17 protein-coding genes are annotated in these 17,564 nt (G+C 68.7%); 8 read left to right on the forward strand and 9 right to left on the reverse strand.

Annotated elements, in window-relative coordinates; translation table 11 throughout:
• On the forward strand, positions 1 to 897 hold an 897-nt coding region (locus tag ACIPN7_RS06445; protein WP_400539169.1), incomplete at its 5' end, for an SDR family oxidoreductase.
• A gap of 247 nt (positions 898 to 1,144) precedes the next feature.
• Positions 1,145 to 1,486, forward strand: coding sequence for a LuxR C-terminal-related transcriptional regulator (locus tag ACIPN7_RS06450; protein WP_400539171.1), 342 nt, complete (start codon positions 1,145 to 1,147; stop codon positions 1,484 to 1,486).
• A 22-nt stretch (positions 1,487 to 1,508) separates the two neighbouring features.
• Here ACIPN7_RS06450 and ACIPN7_RS06455 read toward each other — a convergent pair whose 3' ends face one another.
• From ACIPN7_RS06455 to ACIPN7_RS06475, 5 genes are all read right to left on the reverse strand, one after another.
• Positions 1,509 to 2,357 carry an alpha/beta fold hydrolase gene (locus ACIPN7_RS06455; RefSeq protein ID WP_400539173.1) on the reverse strand — a complete coding sequence of 283 codons (849 nt, stop codon included), beginning with the start codon at positions 2,355 to 2,357 and terminating at the stop codon, positions 1,509 to 1,511.
• A gap of 421 nt (positions 2,358 to 2,778) precedes the next feature.
• Positions 2,779 to 3,984 carry an adenosylhomocysteinase gene (locus ACIPN7_RS06460; protein ID WP_400539175.1) on the reverse strand — a complete coding sequence of 402 codons (1,206 nt, stop codon included), beginning with the start codon at positions 3,982 to 3,984 and terminating at the stop codon, positions 2,779 to 2,781.
• A 356-nt stretch (positions 3,985 to 4,340) separates the two neighbouring features.
• On the reverse strand, positions 4,341 to 4,994 hold the full coding sequence (locus ACIPN7_RS06465) for an NADPH-dependent F420 reductase (protein ID WP_400539177.1): 654 nt from the start codon (positions 4,992 to 4,994) through the stop codon (positions 4,341 to 4,343).
• A complete protein-coding gene (locus ACIPN7_RS06470; RefSeq protein ID WP_400539179.1) occupies positions 4,987 to 6,078 on the reverse strand; it encodes an LLM class flavin-dependent oxidoreductase in 1,092 nt (363 codons plus the stop codon). The genes ACIPN7_RS06465 and ACIPN7_RS06470 overlap by 8 nt, the downstream gene beginning before the upstream one ends.
• Positions 6,075 to 7,169 carry an LLM class flavin-dependent oxidoreductase gene (locus ACIPN7_RS06475; protein ID WP_400539181.1) on the reverse strand — a complete coding sequence of 365 codons (1,095 nt, stop codon included), beginning with the start codon at positions 7,167 to 7,169 and terminating at the stop codon, positions 6,075 to 6,077. The genes ACIPN7_RS06470 and ACIPN7_RS06475 overlap by 4 nt, the downstream gene beginning before the upstream one ends.
• A 91-nt stretch (positions 7,170 to 7,260) precedes the next feature.
• Here ACIPN7_RS06475 and ACIPN7_RS06480 point away from each other — a divergent pair, with 91 nt between their 5' ends.
• Positions 7,261 to 7,668: a winged helix-turn-helix transcriptional regulator gene (locus tag ACIPN7_RS06480; protein WP_400539183.1), complete on the forward strand. Its 408-nt coding sequence runs from the start codon at positions 7,261 to 7,263 to the stop codon at positions 7,666 to 7,668.
• Between the two features lie 16 nt (positions 7,669 to 7,684).
• Here ACIPN7_RS06480 and ACIPN7_RS06485 read toward each other — a convergent pair whose 3' ends face one another.
• Positions 7,685 to 7,987 carry a hypothetical protein gene (locus ACIPN7_RS06485; RefSeq protein WP_400539185.1) on the reverse strand — a complete coding sequence of 101 codons (303 nt, stop codon included), beginning with the start codon at positions 7,985 to 7,987 and terminating at the stop codon, positions 7,685 to 7,687.
• Positions 7,988 to 8,071: 84 nt separating this feature from the next.
• Entirely contained in the window at positions 8,072 to 8,914 is an 843-nt protein-coding gene (locus tag ACIPN7_RS06490; protein ID WP_400539187.1) for a helix-turn-helix transcriptional regulator, read from the reverse strand.
• A gap of 100 nt (positions 8,915 to 9,014) precedes the next feature.
• Between ACIPN7_RS06490 and ACIPN7_RS06495 the strand changes: the two genes are divergently transcribed.
• From ACIPN7_RS06495 to ACIPN7_RS06515, 5 genes are all read left to right on the forward strand, one after another.
• A complete protein-coding gene (locus ACIPN7_RS06495; RefSeq protein ID WP_400539189.1) occupies positions 9,015 to 9,752 on the forward strand; it encodes an SDR family oxidoreductase in 738 nt (245 codons plus the stop codon).
• A 43-nt stretch (positions 9,753 to 9,795) separates the two neighbouring features.
• Positions 9,796 to 10,254 carry a VOC family protein gene (locus tag ACIPN7_RS06500; RefSeq protein ID WP_400539191.1) on the forward strand — a complete coding sequence of 153 codons (459 nt, stop codon included), beginning with the start codon at positions 9,796 to 9,798 and terminating at the stop codon, positions 10,252 to 10,254.
• A 1,468-nt stretch (positions 10,255 to 11,722) separates the two neighbouring features.
• Complete coding sequence (locus tag ACIPN7_RS06505) at positions 11,723 to 13,195, forward strand: hypothetical protein (RefSeq protein WP_400539193.1); 1,473 nt, start codon at positions 11,723 to 11,725, stop codon at positions 13,193 to 13,195.
• A gap of 755 nt (positions 13,196 to 13,950) precedes the next feature.
• The gene (locus ACIPN7_RS06510) at positions 13,951 to 14,823 is read left to right on the forward strand and encodes a hypothetical protein (RefSeq protein WP_400539195.1); all 873 of its coding nucleotides are present in this window, start codon (positions 13,951 to 13,953) and stop codon (positions 14,821 to 14,823) included.
• A 136-nt stretch (positions 14,824 to 14,959) separates the two neighbouring features.
• On the forward strand, positions 14,960 to 15,382 hold the full coding sequence (locus ACIPN7_RS06515; protein ID WP_400539197.1) for a hypothetical protein: 423 nt from the start codon (positions 14,960 to 14,962) through the stop codon (positions 15,380 to 15,382).
• 269 nt (positions 15,383 to 15,651) lie between these two features.
• On the opposite strand, the gene ACIPN7_RS06520 is transcribed toward ACIPN7_RS06515, so the two are convergent.
• Positions 15,652 to 16,179, reverse strand: a complete 528-nt coding sequence (locus ACIPN7_RS06520) for a YbhB/YbcL family Raf kinase inhibitor-like protein (protein WP_400539199.1) — start codon at positions 16,177 to 16,179, stop codon at positions 15,652 to 15,654.
• 2 nt (positions 16,180 to 16,181) lie between these two features.
• Positions 16,182 to 17,558, reverse strand: coding sequence for an NADP-dependent succinic semialdehyde dehydrogenase (locus ACIPN7_RS06525; RefSeq protein WP_400539201.1), 1,377 nt, complete (start codon positions 17,556 to 17,558; stop codon positions 16,182 to 16,184).
• Positions 17,559 to 17,564: the final 6 nt, after the last annotated feature.

Raw genomic sequence — 17,564 nt, forward strand, 5'->3', positions numbered from 1 at the left:
GGCATGAGCGCCGTCGTCGTCATCACCGGAGCGTCGAGCGGGTTCGGAGCCCTCACGGCGCGGGCCCTGGCCGCCGCGGGCCACACCGTCTACGCGGGCATGCGGCAGACCGAGGGACGTAACGCGCCACAGGTCGACGCCGCCGCGGCCTGGGCGGCCGAGCACGACGCCGACCTGCGCGCCGTCGAGCTCGACGTGAGCTCACAGGAGTCGGTCGACCGCGCCGTCGGGCAGATCGAGGCCGAGCACGGGAAAGTGGACGTGCTGATCCACAACGCCGGGCACATGGTCGTCGGACCGGCCGAGGCGTTCACCCCGGAGCAGCTCGCGCAGCTCTACGACGTCAACGTGCTGTCCACCCAGCGCGTGAACCGGGCGGTCCTGCCCGGCATGCGCCGGCGCGGCGCGGGGCTGGTGATCTGGGTGTCCAGCTCCAGCGTCAAGGGCGGCACCCCGCCATACCTGGCGCCGTACTTCGCGGCCAAGGCGGGCATGGACTCCCTCGCGGTGTCGTACGCCGCGGAGCTGGCCCGCTGGGGCGTGGAGACGTCGATCGTGGTGCCCGGCTCGTTCACGAGCGGCACCAACCACTTCGCGCACGCGGGCCACCCGGCCGACACCGCGGTGGAGGCCGACTACGAGGCCCGGTACGCCGGGCTCATGGGCCAGGTCGCGGAGAAGCTCGCGGCCCTGGCGCCGGACGCCGACGTGTCGCTGGTCGCCGACGAGATCGCCCGGATCGTGGCCCTGCCCGCCGGGCAGCGGCCGTACCGGGTGCACATCGACCCGGCCGACGACGGCTCCGAGGCCGTCTCGGACCTCGCCGACCGGACCCGCCGCGAGTTCCTCGACCGGGTCGGCCTCGCCGACCTGCTCACGGTCCGAAACAACGGCTAACGACCACTGCCACCCTGTCCGTGCCGACAGCGGTGCCCGGGGCGAGGCCGAGACGGCGCTCCGCCGTCTGGACGAGCGAGCACGGTCGTCCGGCACCGGCTGGGCCCAGGGTGTCCTGGCCCGCTCACAGGCTCTGCTCAGCGAGGGACGGGACGCCGATCGTCTCTACCGGGAGTCGATCGAGCATTTGAGCCGTAGCCGGGCGGCCGTCCAGCTCGCACGGGCACACCTGACCTACGGGGAGTGGTTGCGCCGCGAGAACCGTCGCACCCAGGCCCGGGACCAGCTCAGGGGCGCGTACGACAGATTCACCCGGATGGGGGCCCAGGCCTTCGCCGACCGGGCCCGGCGGGAGCTCCAGGCGACCGGCGAGAAGGCACCGAGGAGACCCTCGCCGACAGACAACGGGCTCACGGCTCAGGAGAGCAGGATTGCTCACCTCGCGGGCGACGGACTCACCAACCGTGACATCGGCGCGCAGCTGTTCCTCAGCCCGCACACCGTCGAATGGCATCTCAGGAAGGTCTTCACGAAGACCGGTGTCTCCTCGAGGAGGCAGCTGGGTGCGGCGCTGCGGTCCGGCGGGTGAGTCCTCACCCGCCGGACCCAGGTCAGCGTGTCGCGCGGACGGCGGTGGTGATGGTCCGCGTGACCGGCGTCGGATCGGTCAGGAGGCCGAGGTGGCCGCCACGGAACCGGACGACGGTCGAACCGGCCTTCTCAGCCATCCCTTGCTGGGCGCTGGCCGGAATGACCAGGTCCTTGGTGCCGATGAGGTACCAGCTCGGGATGGACTCCCAGGCGGGCTCGCCCGACGGCTCGTTCAGGGCCCCGAAGGTGATCGGGCGCTGGGTCGCCCACAGGGTGAGCGCGCGGTCCCGGCTGAGCCCCGTGGCGAACGACTCCAGGAACGTCGAGGACTTCAGGTAGACGTCGGTCTCCGGCGTGGGCGGCAGCGACGCGGGCGCGAAGTCGAAGATCGTGGTGGGGTCGGCCGCGAGCGCCGAGTCCGGGCCTGCGAGCGCCGCGACGGTCTCTCCTTCGGCGGGAACCGACCCGTTCACGAAGACCAGCGCCTTGACGTCGGGGTCACCGGTGGCCGCGTTGGTGATCACGGCGGCCCCGTAGGAGTGGCCGACGAGAACGACGGGGCCGTCGATGGTGTCGAGGAACGTCTTGAGATAGTCGGTGTCACCGGCGAGCGAGCGCAGCGGGTTGGCGGTGGCGACGACGTGCTGACCGTCGGCCTGGAGCTGGCGGACCACGCCGGACCAGCTCGAGGCGTCGGCCCAGGCGCCGTGCACCAGCACGATCGTGGGCTGCGGCCCGGGGTGCGTGGCGGGGGCGCCCGTCGCCGCCGGGGCGGAGACGGCGGAGGCGAGGACGAGCAGGCCCAGCAGCAGGGCTGAGCCGGCGCGGCGTCCTGCTCGGCGCCGGTGGGCACGCTTGGTCACGTTCATGGTGGGTCTCCTGGTTCGCGGGACCGCCGAGTTGTCACCCGCGCGGGACGGCGGATGCCGTCGCTCTGATCGACCGCGCCTGCCGGCCGAACGTGACATCGGCACCGAGCCTCTGCCTTCTGGCGCGTCACGCCGGCAGCCACACCAGCACGCCGTCCGCACCAGATCGCTGAGCAGGCGGATCGTCTCCACTGCGTCGTGGACCCCGACGGGAACCGGCGTGGCTGTCAAGCCCGGGTTTGGTTGGAATCTTGCAGGCTGCGGGGCCTGCCGCCGAGTTTGGCACCGGTGCGCACTAGAGCTCACCCGGCCCGCCGAGGCTCACTCGGCGCGTGGCACAGGGCTCATGCGTGGCACATCCGTGGCACGAACTCGTTCGCAACAACGATCCGGCCAAGCCTGACAATTTCGGCCGGCGATGCTACGACCGTTCGGACAGTACTCGGACGAGCGAGGTGGCGAGCACTCGGTCGACCGGCTCGGGCACGGCGGACACGCCCGGCCCGACTGCTCCCGCCGCGATCATGGCGAGGCTGCGGGCCTGGAGCGAGAACCCGAGGTCCATCGCCTGGATCGGGTTGCCGGAGGCGGCCGTGAGGTTGAGCATGTGCGTGTCGTGCAGCAGCACGATCTCGCGCCCGTCCCGGAGGCGGTACACGACGCGGGCATCCCGATCGTCACCGGCGGCCGAGAGCTGGACGATCTCCGCCGTCGCGGCAGCCAGCGCGTCCCGGTCGATCTCCATGCCCTCGTGGCCGACGCCGGCCAGGACCGCACCGTCGCGCAGGAACGAGAGCTGCCCGGCGGCGATGACGTTCCGAGCGCCGGTAGCGAGGAAGACGACGTCGGAGGTAGCGAGCAGGTCGGGCAGGCCGGCGACCTGGTGGCCGCGCATGACGGCGTCGAGCGCCCGGAACGGGTCGAGCTCGGCGACGGTGACGCGTGCGCCGAGGCTCCGGAGCGTGTCGGCGACGCCCTTGCCGCACGGACCGTAGCCGACGACACCGGTTCGGGCGCCGGGCAGCATGAGGTTGGTGGCGTTCATGAATCCCTGGACGATGCTCTGGCCGACGCCGAGCTCGTTCTCGACCAGCAGCTTGAGCCTGCTGTCGTTGATGACTACGACCGGGAAGTCGGGCGGCGAGGCGAGCTGTCGCAGGCGGTTGCCGCCCGTCGTCGTCTCCTCCGTGGCCCCGAGGAAACGTGGCGAGCGCGGTGCGCCCTGGGTCAGCCGGGTGATGAGGTCGCCGCCGTTGTCGAGGATCAGGTCGGGCTCGGCCGCGAGGATCCGCTCGAGGTGCCCGGCTCGCTCAGCCGGGGTGTCGTCCCGGCTGCCCAGGACGGTGGCGCCGATGCCCCGGAGCGCGTCGACCGTGCCCGGCTGGGTGGTGCCGATGTTGCCCGTGATCGTGATGCGGGCGCCGGCGGCGAGCAGCCGCTGGCACAGCACGGCGGTCTTGGGCTCCACGTGGATCGAGACGCCGACGTGGAGACCGTCGAAGACCGGCCCGATCTCGGCGAAGCTGGAGTCCAGCAAAGGCATGTGCCGGGCGGCCCAGTCGATCGCCGGGTGGCCCGTTGGTGGCATCGGCGGGACAGGTGCAGGCTCGATGGAGGAAGAAGACATGGTGGTTTCCCTTGGGGTCGTGACGAACGGACGGCTGTGCGCCGGCATATCGGTGTGCCGGCGCGGGTGTTCGATCACTCAGGGATGCAGCTCGCGGCGGTCCTCGTCCGCGCCGTACAGCGGGGCACGGCGGAGCGAACAGGTCGCTTCCATGCGGTCGCTCTCGGCTGCGGTCGAAGTCACCAGATGAACCTAGCAGGGCCTTTCATCGGTCCACAGCGGTCATGAGACCACTCGCGCGCCCGCTCCGCGCACGGTCTCCGTTGCGCGCGTCATCTCGCGCGCTGGCCGTCGGACTGGCACTCGCTTGCCCGACGGCCCCTCAGACGGACCACGTGGTCGATCGCGCACGAGGGTCAAGCGATCCGTTGGTCGGTGCGCAGGTGGCCAGACAGCTCCTGTGCTGTGAATGCAGCGCCGAATGCCGGTCCGTCTGGTCCGAGTGCCATCCCTGCGGACAGAGGTCCGGCATCTACCGGGTCAAACCTGAGGTCGTCGATGAGGCGGAGCACCCGGGCAACTGCGTTCCGGTCGTCGCCAGCCGCCGCGATGCCGACCCGGTCCGGGGCGCCGTGAGGCTTGCGGCTCTCTTCGAACTCGTGGTATCCGAGCTGGTTGAGGCTCTTGACGACCCGGGCCGAGGGGAAGAACGCCTGCACGATGACGCTCGTACCGCCGGGTGCGGCGGCGAGCTCGGCGTCGTCGCCGTCGATGGGCTCCCAGTAGTTCATCGCGTCGATCAGGACCTTGCCAGTGAACAAGTCCCGCGGCAGGCCACGGAAACGGTGAGCGGGCACGGCCAGAACGATGACGTCGGCATGCCTGACGACCTCGGCGGTGGTGGTCGCCCCTGCCCCGGGAGCGAGGATGTCCACGGTGAGCGCGATGCGTGCGGCAGACCCGGATCCAGACATCGCGACGTCGTAACCGGCGGCGATCGCCGCCCGAGCGATGGTGGTGCCGACCTTTCCAGCACCGACGATGCCCAGGCGCCTCGGGTTCTCAGACATGGCCGATCACCTCGCCCGGCTCGGGCTGGACGGCGAGCAGCTCTCTGACGCGGGGGATGACCTCACGCCCGTACAGCTCGATACTTCTAGCCCGCAGGTCGGCAGGCAGGTGGAGGATGTCGTACTTGAGGTCGAACCTGCTGAGGCCGAGGTCTCGGATCGCGTCGGCTATACGTGGAGCCACGGACTGCGGCGAACCGACGAACAGCGCACCCGTGCGCACGTCGGCGTCGTAGCTGCTGCGTGTCGGCGGGTGGAATCCTCGCTCTCTTCCGATCTTCTCCATCGTCCTTCTCCAGTACGGCCAGTGCGTCTCCCGGGCCTCGTCGTCCGTCGCCGCGAGCAGCCCGAGCGAATGCTCTCCCACAGGAAGGGCCGGATGGCCCAGTTCCCCCAGGGCACGGCGATAGAGGTCAACCAGAGGGGCGAATCGGCTCGGTCTGCCGCCGATGATGGCAAGCATGAGGGGCAGGCCGTAGCGGGCTGCGCGAACGACAGACTGCGGGCTACCGCCGACGCCAACCCAGGTCGGGATCGCGCCGGGCTCGATCGCGGGCTTGACGTACTGCTCGGTGAGCGCCGAGCGGACCGTGCCCGACCAGGAAACGGGCTGGTCGCGCAGGAGCTTGACAAACAGGTCGAGCTTCTCCTCGAAGAGCGTCTCGTAGTCGGCCATGTCGAAGCCGAACAGCGGGAAGGACTCCGGCGAGGAAGCGCGGCCGAGGATGAGCTGGGCCCGGCCGTTCGACGCCGCGTCGAGCGTCGCCGCCTCTGCGTACAGCCGCACCGGGTCCTGAGTGCTGAGCACCGTGACGGACGTACCGAGCCGGATCCGTTCGGTACGGCCGGCGATCGCCGCGAGGATCACCTGATTGGCGGAGTCCATCATCTCGGTGCGGTAGTGCTCGCCGATGCTGAAGGAGTCGACGCCGACCGGCTCCGCGAGCTCGGCCTCCTCGATGATCAGCCTTACCGTCTCGGCGTCGCTCAGCACGCGCCCCGAGGGGTCGGTGGCGATCTCCCCGAACGAGTTGAGCCCGAACTCGATCTCCCCCTGGGCCGATCCGATGGCCGCGGTTGTCATGCCGGCACCGCCGCAGGCTCGGTCCGAAGCAGCTCGCGGACTCTCGGTATGACCTCGCGCCCGTAGAGCTCGATGGTCGCCATCCGCTGCTCGTGCGGGACCGGGCCGAGCGCGTAGGCGAGGTCGAAACGCGAGAGCCCGAGCAGCCGGATGCTCTTCACGAGCTTGGCCGCCACGGTCTGCGGCGAACCGACGTAGAGCGAACCGTGCGCGACCTCGTTCTCGAAATGGCTCGTCGACGGTCGCAGGTTCCCCCGGCGGTCGTCCGTGCCCCACATGGCCGCGATGTGCGGGAACTGAATGTCCCGTGCCTCCTGGTCGGTGCTAGCGACATAGCCGTGCGAGTGCATCCCGACCGGTAGCCGCGGCTGACCGAACTGTTCGAGTGCACTCCGGTAGAGCTCCACGTATGGCGCGTAGCGGGAGGGGTTGCCACCGATGATGGCGAGGATCAGGGGCAGCCCATAGCGGGCGGCCCTGATCACGGACTGTGGGCTGCCGCCCACGGCCACCCAGGTCGGGAGATGCCCCGCGGGTAGCGGCGGCATCACGTGCTGGTCGGTCAGCGGGCTGCGGACGCTGCCGGACCAGGTCACCGGCTGGTCGCGGATCAGCCGCGTGAACAGGTCAAGCTTCTCCTCGAACAGGTCCTCGTAGTCGGCCAGGTCATACCCGAACAGCGGGAACGAGTCGGTGAGCGAACCACGACCGACCGCGATCTGGGCCCGGCCGTTCGAGATCGCGTCGAGGGTCGCGAACTCCGTGTAGACCCGCACCGGGTCCTGCGTGCTCAGCACGGTCACAGCTGTGCCGAGTCTGATTCGCTCGGTTCGGCTCGCGATCGCCGCCAGCATCACCGCCCCGGCCGAGTCCATGAAGTCGGTGCGGTAGTGCTCGCTGATGTTGAACGAGTCGACGCCCACCTGGTCGGCCAGCACCGCCTCCTCGATCGTGTTGCGGATGACGACGTTGCCGTCGAGCTTCCGACCGTTCTCGTCGAGGCTGACGTAGGCGGGAGTGTCCAGCCCGAACTCGAACTCGTCAGGACTGATAGGTGTGCTGGGGCTGCTGGAGCCACCTGAGTTACTCATGGTTACTGGTGTACAGTTCGGTAACCGGTCACTTCAAGCGAGCCTCGGTCACCGAGCAGTGACCTACCCCGGAGAACGACAGGAGAGCGCCATGAGTCAAGGCACAGTGGTCGACGAGACGCTGCGTTCGATGGGCAAGCTCTGCATCAACCACGACCCCGAGGTGTTCCGCTCCGTCCTGGAGCGCATCGGCGACAAGTGGAGCCTGCTGCTCATCGGCATCCTTGAAGAGGGACCCCGTCGATTCACCGAACTGCTCCGCACCGTTCCCGGAATCTCTCGACGGATGCTGACCATCACCCTCCGGGCCCTCGAACGCGACGGGCTCGTCACCCGGACGATCTACGCCGAAGTGCCGCCGCGCGTGGAGTACGCGGTCACCGACCTGGGGCGCACCCTCGGGCAGCCGGTCCTCGCTCTGGCCACCTGGGCCGCCGACAACCAGGACGCAATCCTGGCCAATCGAGGCGCCTTCGACGCCGAGAGCACCGAGGCGTAAACGACCTCGTCGAGCGCTACTCGACGTGCCGCAGCACCGTGGTCAGCTGCCAGTCGACCGTGCCGTGATCGATCGTCCCGTGCACAGGTGAGTCGGCCATCTCGCTCATGATCCCCGAGGCGCCGCTCTGGGCGTGCGCCCGGCCGTCGTAGGCGACGATGTCGACGACCGTGCCGTCGTCGCGCTGCACGATCCGCCGCCACCGGAACCCTGGCTGCCGCTTCAGATAGTCGTCGATGTCGGTGTTCGCTGCCACGAAGTCGGTGGCGGTGAGGCCTGGCGCCGGACGCAGCGTGGTGATCTCGAGCACTTCGGTCATGTCATCCCTCTCGCTGGATGCCGCCTCGTCGGACGGCACGCCCAGCGTGCCCGGGGCTCCGCGGACGAGGAAGGCCGCGGCAACCTAGGTGCGCGGCACCCCCGCAGGCGTGGCCATGGAGGCAAGGTACGCGATGGCCTGCTCGCTGCGGCTGCCGGACGCGGGGGTGCCGACGAGCAACTGCTGACCGGGCGCGTCGTGCACGTCGAAGGTCTGGTAGGTCAGCTCGATTCGGCCGGCCTCTGGGAGCACGAACACCTTGTACGCGCGAGTGAGCCCACCCACCGACTGGTCGGCCCACAGCGCGCGGAACTCTGCGGAGCTCTCCGCCAGCTCGGCCACGAGGTCGGTGATGGCGCGGTCGTTCGGGTAGAGACCGTCGTTGAGCCGCAACGCGTGCACCGTCGCACGGGTCACGACCGGCCACTCGGCAAAGACGGTCTTCGCCGCCGGGTGCGTGAACAGGATGCGTGGCATGTTCCGCTCGGGTGCGAAAGGCGCGAGCAGCGCGTTCGCGACCGGGTTGACCGCCAGCACGTCGAAAGCCGGCCCCAGGACGTAGGCTGCCGCGCGCGGGAAGGCGTCGAGCAGATCGAGCAGGTCCGGGTGCACCAGGTCGTGCGCCGTCTCAGGAGTCATGCTCGGGTTCAGGCCGGCCAGGCGGTACAGGTGACCGCGAGCGTCCGGCGCGAGGCGCAGTGCGCCACCGAGTGCGGCCATGACCTGCGGCGACGGGTTGCGCTCACGCCCCTGCTCAAGCCGAGCGTAGTAGTCGGCGCTCACCCCCGCGAGCACCGCGACCTCCTCGCGCCGCAGACCCGCGACACGTCGACCTGACGCGCCACGAGGCAGGCCGACGTCCGCGGGATCCAGACGCGCCCGGCTCGCGCGCAGGAACGCGCCGAGCTCGCTGTCAGAGACGGGCATGAGCACGAGGCTACCCGGGACCGGGTACGCGAACCTTGGTGTGGTGCACCCAGGTTCACACGGCCTTCCTCCTCGGCCCGCCGACCGCTGAGGTAGCACCATGACCGGCACCACCGAATCGAAGACCGTCCTCATCACCGGAGCCAGCAGCGGCATCGGCGCGGCCACCGCCCGACGGATGGCCACCCTCGGGCACCACGTCGTCATCGGCGCCCGGCGCACCGACCGGCTCACCGCCCTTGCCGACGAGCTACGCAGCGACGGGGCGACGGTCACACCGGTCGAGCTCGACGTGACCAGCATCGAGTCGATGCGCTCCTTCACCGAGGCCGCTCTCGCCGAGCACGGCCGCATCGACGTGCTGGTCAACAACGCCGGCGTCATGCCCCTCGCCCCGATCGCCGACCTGCGCATCGCCGAGTGGGAACAGATGATCGACGTCAACCTGCGCGGTGTGCTCTACGGGATCGCGGCCGTGCTGCCGCAGATGCGGGAGCAGGGCGGCGGGCACATCGTGAACCTCTCCTCGGTCTCGGGCCACCGCGTCGATCCGACTGCCGCCGTCTACAGCGCGACGAAGTTCGCCGTCGCCGCGCTCTCCGAAGGCTTGCGGCAGGAGAGCCAGGACATCCGTGTCACCGTCGTCAGCCCTGGCTTCACACGCAGCGAGCTGACGGACCACGGAGGCGCAACGGAGGCGCGGGCGGCGGCTCGCGCCGCCGCTGAAGAGCTGGCTATCCCGGCGTCCTCGGTCGCCGACGCCATCGCGTACGCGATCGGTCAGCCGACCGACGTCGATGTCAACGAGATCATCGTGCGCCCAGCCAAACAGCGCTGACGAGCGCATGCTGATTTTCAGAGCCCCACGATTGGAGCACGCCATGCCGTTGCCCGCCACCCCTGCCAAGGTCACCGACTCCCCGTTCTCGTCCATGCACGGGCACCACGTCGCGATCCGCTATCCCGACTTCGACGCGGCCCGGTCGTTCTGGGTCGACACCATGGACTGGCGAGTACTGCACACCTGGCCCTACGGCCCGCTCACCCTGGCGTACGTGATGCCGCCCAACCAGGACGACTTTCACCTCGAGATCCTCGCCGGACCCGGCGCCAAGACACAGACGATCTACCCGGACGTCGACGCCAGCCTTGTGGTGAACGGCTTGAACCACGTCTGCCTCTCCGTCGACAGCATGGACGACACCCTCGCCGCTCTCCGCGAACGAGGCGTGGAGATCGTCAACCCACCGTTCGACATGGACGACATCAGCGCCAGACTCGCGTTCTTCAGCGACCCCTGGGGCAACTTGTTCGAGCTCTCGGAGCGCACCAGTCGATAGAGCGGAAATGTCGTGCTCGACCACGACGATCCACGATCGCCCTCACGAAGGGGCCGCAACCGCGAGAGAAGACCGCCTGGCGCAACAAGCGGCGGCGCAGTCGTCATAACGCCTACGCCGCCGTTACGGAGATGTCCCGGGACTGCGGCATTTACCACCTGTCGGATGTGACAGCACTACCCTGGCTCGCCCACCGGACAAGTCCGCAGGCCAGACCCTCAACACAACCTGGAACCGCGCTCACGCGCCGGAACTGTGTGCATGCACGAGCAGCTCACCAAAGATCGCATCGACGAACGCCCGTCGCCGACACTGCTGTACCTGCCCAGCCACGAGCAGGGCCTCGGGAGCGGACCGAAGTATCCGAGCACGGCGATGACGCACCAGCTCCTCAACGCAACACTCGATCCTGCCCATTGGCACAGCCCGCGCTTCAAACAGCTCCTCGCGGCTCAACCGCGCGGTCCCATACTGCTCAGCCAGGCCTCTCAAGTCGGCCGTGGCGTTCTCCAGAGTGCTCGACAGTTCGTCGGCACCACAGGTCAGGTGTCACCTATCCGTGCAGCAGTCCCCCAACGTCCGGTGTCGCCCGCCCGTGCGGCAGTCCCAATTCCCGAGCACCTCATCTGTGATGCGTCGTTTAACTTGCCCGGGCGGCGGGTGGCGCATGTAGGTTCGGCCAGTGCCCGAGCCCACCCGAATCGACGCGGTGCCGCGGGCGTTCTCGGCCCTTCTGGATCCAGACAGCGAAGTACGCTCATGGGCGCGGGCCCGCCAGCGGGACACGATCGACAGGGTCCGGCTTCTTACCGACCGGCAACGAGGACTATGGCTCGCTGGCCGGGATGGTTCCGGCGCCTTCGCGGACCGACATCTGGAGCGTGAATGGCGTAGCGCCGTGGCGGCGATGGCGAAGGCAGAAAGGGAGACGCTCCAGGGTGCGGCGACAGACTTGTACACGCCGTCGGCGCGCACTGCGCGATCAGAGGCCTGCGCGTTGCTGTTCTTGCGCTGGGAGGCGGAGCGACCCGAGGACTGGCATCAGCTCTCGCTCTGGTCGCCATGGGGGAACCAAGAAGCAGATCCTGGCCGCGTTTCGTAGCGCGCCCCTAAGCGTGGAGAGCCGGCCAGTATTGGTAGAGCTCTTACTTTGGGCAGCGGCGCGCGTTCATCGGTGTGAAGATCGCGGCTATGCCTGTCTGGTCAGGGACCTCGACGGGCCTCACCTGCGCGAGGGCCTGACCAAGGTGGCCAGGAACGGTTCGCAGCCGGGCAGGCAACGGGCGGGCGAATGACCAACACGCCCTCTGCGCCGACGGGCGGTGGCCGTACGGGCTCAGCACCTGCAGGAGTCGTCACGCGCCGAACCTAGTGGCGCCGTCCAACCCTCGCTCGACAACATCCACCGCGGACGACCACGCATGAGAGACTCGGCGGTCAGCTTGCCGCGCCAGAAGGGTCGCTTGTCGTGTCGGACGCCCTACCGCCGCCGATTCACCTCGACAAGGTGATGTTGGGACTCTCCGAGAATCCCGCGCTACCGCCTGCGCTCGTCCGCCGCTTCTTCGCCTACCGCAAGGGCTTTGGCAACGTTGCCAAGCGCCCGGACCTGACCGACGGCATGATCGCCGACATCATCGCCGTCGACGACCACTGGCTCATGCACTCACTCTCACTCAATCACAGCCTCCCCCATGCCTTCCGAATGACGCTCACCGAGCACCCGGATCCGGCGATACGCGCGGCCATAGTGGTCGGCGCGCACAACGCACCGCGAGAGTTGTTCGAACGGCTACTCGGCGACGCTGACCCGCAGGTGCGCCAATGCCTGGCTGAAAACGATCATGTTCCGGCGGATCTCCGCGCCCGGCTGGCTGCCGACCCCGACCCGAAGGTCCGGGCGTCGCTTGCCCAATGGTGGACGCAGGCCCCGGAACCGATGCGTCGGCTCCTGCTGACGGATCCCAATGACGCGGTGCGCGCGGGAGCCTGCGCGACCTACTATCGGCGGCTTCCCCACCCAGTCCCACCTGCCGACCTGCTCCCGGCGCTGCTGACCGACCCGGTCACCCGCGCCGGGGCCGTACGCCACTGCACACTGGACGCCGACACGACCCGTTGGCTTGCCGGCGACCCGGACGAGGATGTGCGCAAGGAACTCGCGAAGCACCGCGACCTGCCGCCCCCGATACGCGACACTCTTGCCGAGGATCCCAGCCCGTTGGTCGCGCTCCACATCTTTGCCCGTCAGGACACCCCCGAGTCAACCCGCGCAGCAATCCACTCCCGGATCTTGTCCGACGTGCCCCCGAAGGGCTGGCCTCTCGACCACCCGGTCCTGGACGACGACGCGCTTGAAGAGCGACTCATGAGCGAAATAACGCGTCTGGAGCTTCGGAGACTGCGTCTGCCGTGGGTAACTGCTGACCCCTTGCCGTACGTCGACTCGCCCTACGCCTGCTTCCGCGCCTCCGCCGCGATGTCCGACTGCCTCCCGGCGCCGGCCGTGGCCCAACTACTTGACGATGAGGAGAGCAGCGTCCGCACGACGATGGCCCTGCACGCCCGTCACAGAATCGATCCCGTCACCGCCGAACGCATCGACCGCAGCTACCGCCCGGAAAAGAAGACCCGGCGGCGCCCAGCCGATGACCTCCCCCTCCCTGCGCACGTTCTTCAGCGTTTAGCCACCGATCCCGAACCAAGGATGCGCCAGCTCGCCCCACGCGACCCCGACCTGCCGGTCGAACTCGTCCGCCGCCTGGCCTCCGATCCCGATCACACGGTACGCCGCGCGATAGCGACCCATCCCCAGCTTCCGATCCACGACCTAAAACAACTGCTGGCCGATCCGTCGGAAACAGTTGCGACCGCCGCGGCCAGCAACCCCAACCTGCCACCCGCATACATGCACTGGCTCCTTGCCCGGGCAAGCCTGTGACACCAGCCTGTTGGAGCGTCGTTCCTGACGATCCCGATCAGCGACGACCTGGACCGGGAACTAGAACGACGGTCGGCGAGCGGTCCAGATGGGCGTACCCATCATCGTCATACACGCCGGCCGGACACCCGGCCGCGATCCACTCAAGAACCTTCTGCTGTCCCGCCGTCAACGTCTGCTCGCGCGCCACCCGCACCATTGGACAACCCACCACCCACACGCGGCGCCCAAAGAGGTCGCCGAGACCGCGCTGCCCACGCTTACACCCGCTATCCACACAACGACACCAGCTGATCGACCAGACAACTTCTCGCCGCCAGATGTCGCGAGTACCGAGAGCGCCGTGATGCTGGCGGGTGCGAGCGATACGTGTCCCAGCACTACGCGCGACCTTCACGCCAGACGGCCGAGTCACGCTCTCCGCAGTGCGTCGCCGGTCCCGAGAACGCGACCGAATATCACGTTCGTGGGCTCATCAAGCCTTTATGGAGTCCGAACTTCACCTGCTCCCCCCGTGGCGTGGACCACACTCCCCCAAGATCCGGCGTCGTCTCCGTGGCTGTCCGACGCGGACTCACCTGCGACTTCACCTCCGATCTGCGGGCCCGGCGGGAGCCCGCTCCCGCCCGACGCCGCCCCGGTCGGTATGGCTTCGGGCGGGCTGCCGCGATCGCACCACAGCAGCCACCTACTCACACGTTCGCCTCACACGTTTCTTCCACCTGTCGGGGCATCGTTGGCCGGTGCTCTTCGCCATGCCTACCCGCCAGCAGCTCAACCCCCTGCGATTCCCCGCTCCCGGCCCGATCTCCCTGACACGCGTCGTCGCAACCTTCCTCCTCGCGGTGCTGGTGTTCGGACCAGCTACCGCCCCGATCACCTACGCCCTCTCCGCATCCTCCACCGGTGGCGCCGCCGGAGCAGTCGAGGGTCCCGCCAGCGGTCACAACCGTGCCGGCGACAGCGACCGGGACGGCCGCGACGGCGGTGGCCGCGACCACGCCGACCGGGTTGACCGGGCCGACCGCGCCGACCGGGCCGACCGGGCCGACCGGGCCGACCGGGCCGACCGGGCCGACCGCAGCGGCAACCGACCGACGGTGCGGCGCCTGCCCACCGGGCTCACCGCGAAGACCGTCGACGGCATCCCGGTGTCCTTGGACCGGAGCCAGTTGCGCCACGCCGCCACCATCATCTCCGTGGGCTCTCGCACCAAGGGGGTCGGGCGTGACGGGATCCTCGTCGCACTCATGGCCGCCCTGACCGAGTCACACCTGCAGATGCTGGCCAACCCCGGTGCCTACCCGGCCTCGGTCAAGCACCCCCACGACGGCGTCGGCCAGGACTTCGACAGCCTCGGACTGTTCCAGATGCGCCCAGCCGCCGACTGGGGCAGCGTCAAACAGCTCATGCGACCGCAGTACCAGGCAGCCGCTTTCTTCGGTGGCCCGGACGGACCGAACGGCGGTTCGCCGCGAGGCCTGCTCGACATCGACGGGTGGAAGGACCTGCGCCCGGGGGTGGCCGCCCAGGCCGTCGAGGTCTCGGCGTACCCCGACCGCTACGCCCAGTACAAGCCCGTCGCACACGCCGTCCTCGAACGGCTCACGCCCGCTCGCGACAGGTAGGGGACGCCGGCTCGGAGACCTGATCGTCCAGGCGCACGACGAGGTCGCCACTGACGAAATCGCGCCAGCCTATCCCGCAGGGCATGGTCTTTCGCTTGCCGAAGGACGGCGGAACTACCTATGCATCATGTTTGTCGTGGTGATCACGAACGACAGCAATCAGCATGTCACGATCCATCCGACGTACATGCTCGGTGGTGCAGGGCCTCATGAGGAGCCGATCAGACTCGCACCAGACCAGAGCGAAACGATCAGGTTCGAGATATGGCGGTCTGTGAGGGACTGGGTAGACGGCATTGATCGCAGCAACTTCGGCGGGAAATCGTGGTGGTCCGGGTTCTCGGCTCGCTACTTCGACACGAACGACGCTGGAGCCGGTGATACCTGGACGTTCGAAGTGTCCGGTTCGCCTCTCGAACCTGTGCTCGACGAGTCGGACGCGTTTCGAATGGCACCAGGGTTCTCCGCCGTCTCACTCTCCGAGCCCGTCCACAAACGCACCTACTACTTGTCGCGCAGCGCCGGCGAGGAACTGCCCCCACTGGACGAACTGAGTTGACGAACTGATCCTGCCGGGTCGGACGGTCCTCAAGCCCAGTAAGACGGGGCGCAGCTCTCGTTCGGGCGTGTGGCGCTGCCCCCGCGATTAAGGCCCGACGCAAGGGCGTGGAGCTTCTGCGGCCGGAGCGGGTTGTGGTGACGTCCTCCGATCAGTTACATCCAGAGAAGTGGACAGATGCGTTTGTGTTCTACCGCCCGGAGGCGAGTACTTCTCCGTGTGACTCCGGGGCGTCGGTCGTCCGACCAGGTCAGACAAGTTCTCGTTGATCAGCGTTCGTAGGTGCCGACGATGGTGGCCCGGGCGATCGCATGGGTGAACAGCTGGAAACTGAGGTACGCCGGCGTGGCCGGCTCCAGGAGATCGATCTGCTCGACGTCGACCGCGTGCACGGCGAAGAAGTAGCGATCGGGACCGTTGCCCGGCGGCGGCGCCGAGCCGAGGTAACGCTTGTAGCCGGCGTCGTTGGCGAGCGTACGAGCGCCGCCAGGTAGAGCCGAGCCGTCTCCGGCGTCCGCGGGCAGCTCGGTCACCGTGACCGGTAGGTCGGCCACCGCCCAGTGCCAGAAGCCGGAGACGGTCGGTACGTCGGGGTCGAAGACCGTGACGGTGAAGCTGCGGGTCTCCGCCGGGAAACCCGACCAGCTCAGCTGTGGCGAGATGTCCTTGCCGTCGCCGCCCAGCACACCACCCACCTGGTCCAGCGGGAGCTGCTGCCCGTCCTCGAACGAGGCCGAGGTGAGCGTGAAGCTCGGCAGCGGGGGCAGGCGGTCGTACGGGTTGTAGGGAATCGCCATGATCAGGCCTTCCACACTGATTTGAGGTTGCAGAACTCGCGGATGCCCGCGAAGGTCAGCTCCCTCCCGTACCCGGAGTTCTTCACGCCGCCGAAGGCGAGCTCGGGAGAGGAGACGGTCATGCCGTTGAGGAAGACCCCGCCGGCCTGCAGCTCCTGCACGAAGTACTCCTGGTCCTCGTCGTCCTCGGACCAGACGGCCGAGCTGAGGCCGAAGGTGGTCTGGTTGGCCACCCGGGCGGCCTCCTCCCGGTCGGCGACCCGGTAGACCGAGGCCACCGGCCCGAACGCCTCCTCCTGCACGATGCGCATGTCGTCGGTGAGCCCGGCCAGCACGGTCGGGGTGTAGAACCACCCCGGCCCGTCCGGGGCGGAACCGCCGGCCAGCACCTGCGCACCCTTGTCGCGGGCGTCGTCGACCAGTACCTCGATGTCGCGCCGGCCACCCTCGGTCGCGAGCGGTCCGACATCGGTCGAGTCCTGCATCGGGTCACCGACCACCAGCTTGCCGACCTTGGCGACGAACCGTTGCACGAAGTCGTCGTAGACGTCCGTGTGCACGATGAAGCGCTTGGCCGCGACGCACGACTGGCCGTTGTTCTGCATCCGCGCACGCACGGCGGTCGTGGACGCAGCGTCCAGGTCGGCACTCGGCATCACGATGAACGGGTCGGAGCCGCCGAGCTCCAGCACCGTCTTCTTCACCTGCTGACCCGCCGTGCCCGCCACCGAACGACCGGCCGGTTCAGAGCCGGTGAGCGTCACCGCCCGGATGCGCGGGTCCTTGATGACGTTCTCGACATCGGCCGAGGGGATCAGCAAGGCACGGAACGAGCCGACCGGGAAACCACCCCGTTCGAAGAGCGTGTCCAGGTAGAGGGCGGCCCGGGGCACGTTCGACGCGTGCTTGAGCACCCCGGAGTTGCCGGCCGTGAGGGCAGGCGCCGCGAAGCGCATCACCTGCCAGAGCGGGAAGTTCCACGGCATCACGGCCAGCACGACGCCGATGGGCTGCCATACCAGGCGGGCACTGCTCGCCCCGATGGCCGACGGATCGTCCACCGGGCTGTCAGCCAGGAACTTCTGCGCGTTGTCGGCGTAGAACCGCATGGCGTGGACGCACTTGTCCACCTCACCTCTCGCCGCGACCAGCGTCTTGCCCATCTCGAGGGTCAGCATCGCTGCGGCCTGGTGGGCCTCCCCCTCGAGCACGTCGGCCGCGGATCTCATCCACGCCGCCCGCTGGGCGTAGGTGGTGTGCTTCAGGGCGGCCGCCGCTGTGGCGGCCTGGGTCAACCGGCGTTCGACCTCGGCCGCGTCGTGCGGCTCGAACTGCTCGACCGTCTCACCGGTGGTGGGATTGATCGTTGCGATGGGCACGAAGGC

It is taken from the genome of Promicromonospora sp. NPDC090134 (assembly GCF_044746965.1).
Taxonomy (GTDB): Bacteria; Actinomycetota; Actinomycetes; order Actinomycetales; family Cellulomonadaceae; genus Promicromonospora.

Coding starts and splice junctions, on each gene's coding strand:
- ACIPN7_RS06455 (WP_400539173.1), bottom strand. CDS start 2,357: ATGAACGTGACCAAGCGTGCCCACCGGCGCCGAGCAGGACGCCGCGCC.
- ACIPN7_RS06460 (WP_400539175.1), bottom strand. CDS start 3,984: ATGTCTTCTTCCTCCATCGAGCCTGCACCTGTCCCGCCGATGCCACCA.
- ACIPN7_RS06465 (WP_400539177.1), bottom strand. CDS start 4,994: ATGTCTGAGAACCCGAGGCGCCTGGGCATCGTCGGTGCTGGAAAGGTC.
- ACIPN7_RS06470 (WP_400539179.1), bottom strand. CDS start 6,078: ATGACAACCGCGGCCATCGGATCGGCCCAGGGGGAGATCGAGTTCGGG.
- ACIPN7_RS06475 (WP_400539181.1), bottom strand. CDS start 7,169: ATGAGTAACTCAGGTGGCTCCAGCAGCCCCAGCACACCTATCAGTCCT.
- ACIPN7_RS06480 (WP_400539183.1), top strand. CDS start 7,261: ATGAGTCAAGGCACAGTGGTCGACGAGACGCTGCGTTCGATGGGCAAG.
- ACIPN7_RS06485 (WP_400539185.1), bottom strand. CDS start 7,987: ATGACCGAAGTGCTCGAGATCACCACGCTGCGTCCGGCGCCAGGCCTC.
- ACIPN7_RS06490 (WP_400539187.1), bottom strand. CDS start 8,914: ATGCCCGTCTCTGACAGCGAGCTCGGCGCGTTCCTGCGCGCGAGCCGG.
- ACIPN7_RS06495 (WP_400539189.1), top strand. CDS start 9,015: ATGACCGGCACCACCGAATCGAAGACCGTCCTCATCACCGGAGCCAGC.
- ACIPN7_RS06500 (WP_400539191.1), top strand. CDS start 9,796: ATGCCGTTGCCCGCCACCCCTGCCAAGGTCACCGACTCCCCGTTCTCG.
- ACIPN7_RS06510 (WP_400539195.1), top strand. CDS start 13,951: ATGCCTACCCGCCAGCAGCTCAACCCCCTGCGATTCCCCGCTCCCGGC.
- ACIPN7_RS06520 (WP_400539199.1), bottom strand. CDS start 16,179: ATGGCGATTCCCTACAACCCGTACGACCGCCTGCCCCCGCTGCCGAGC.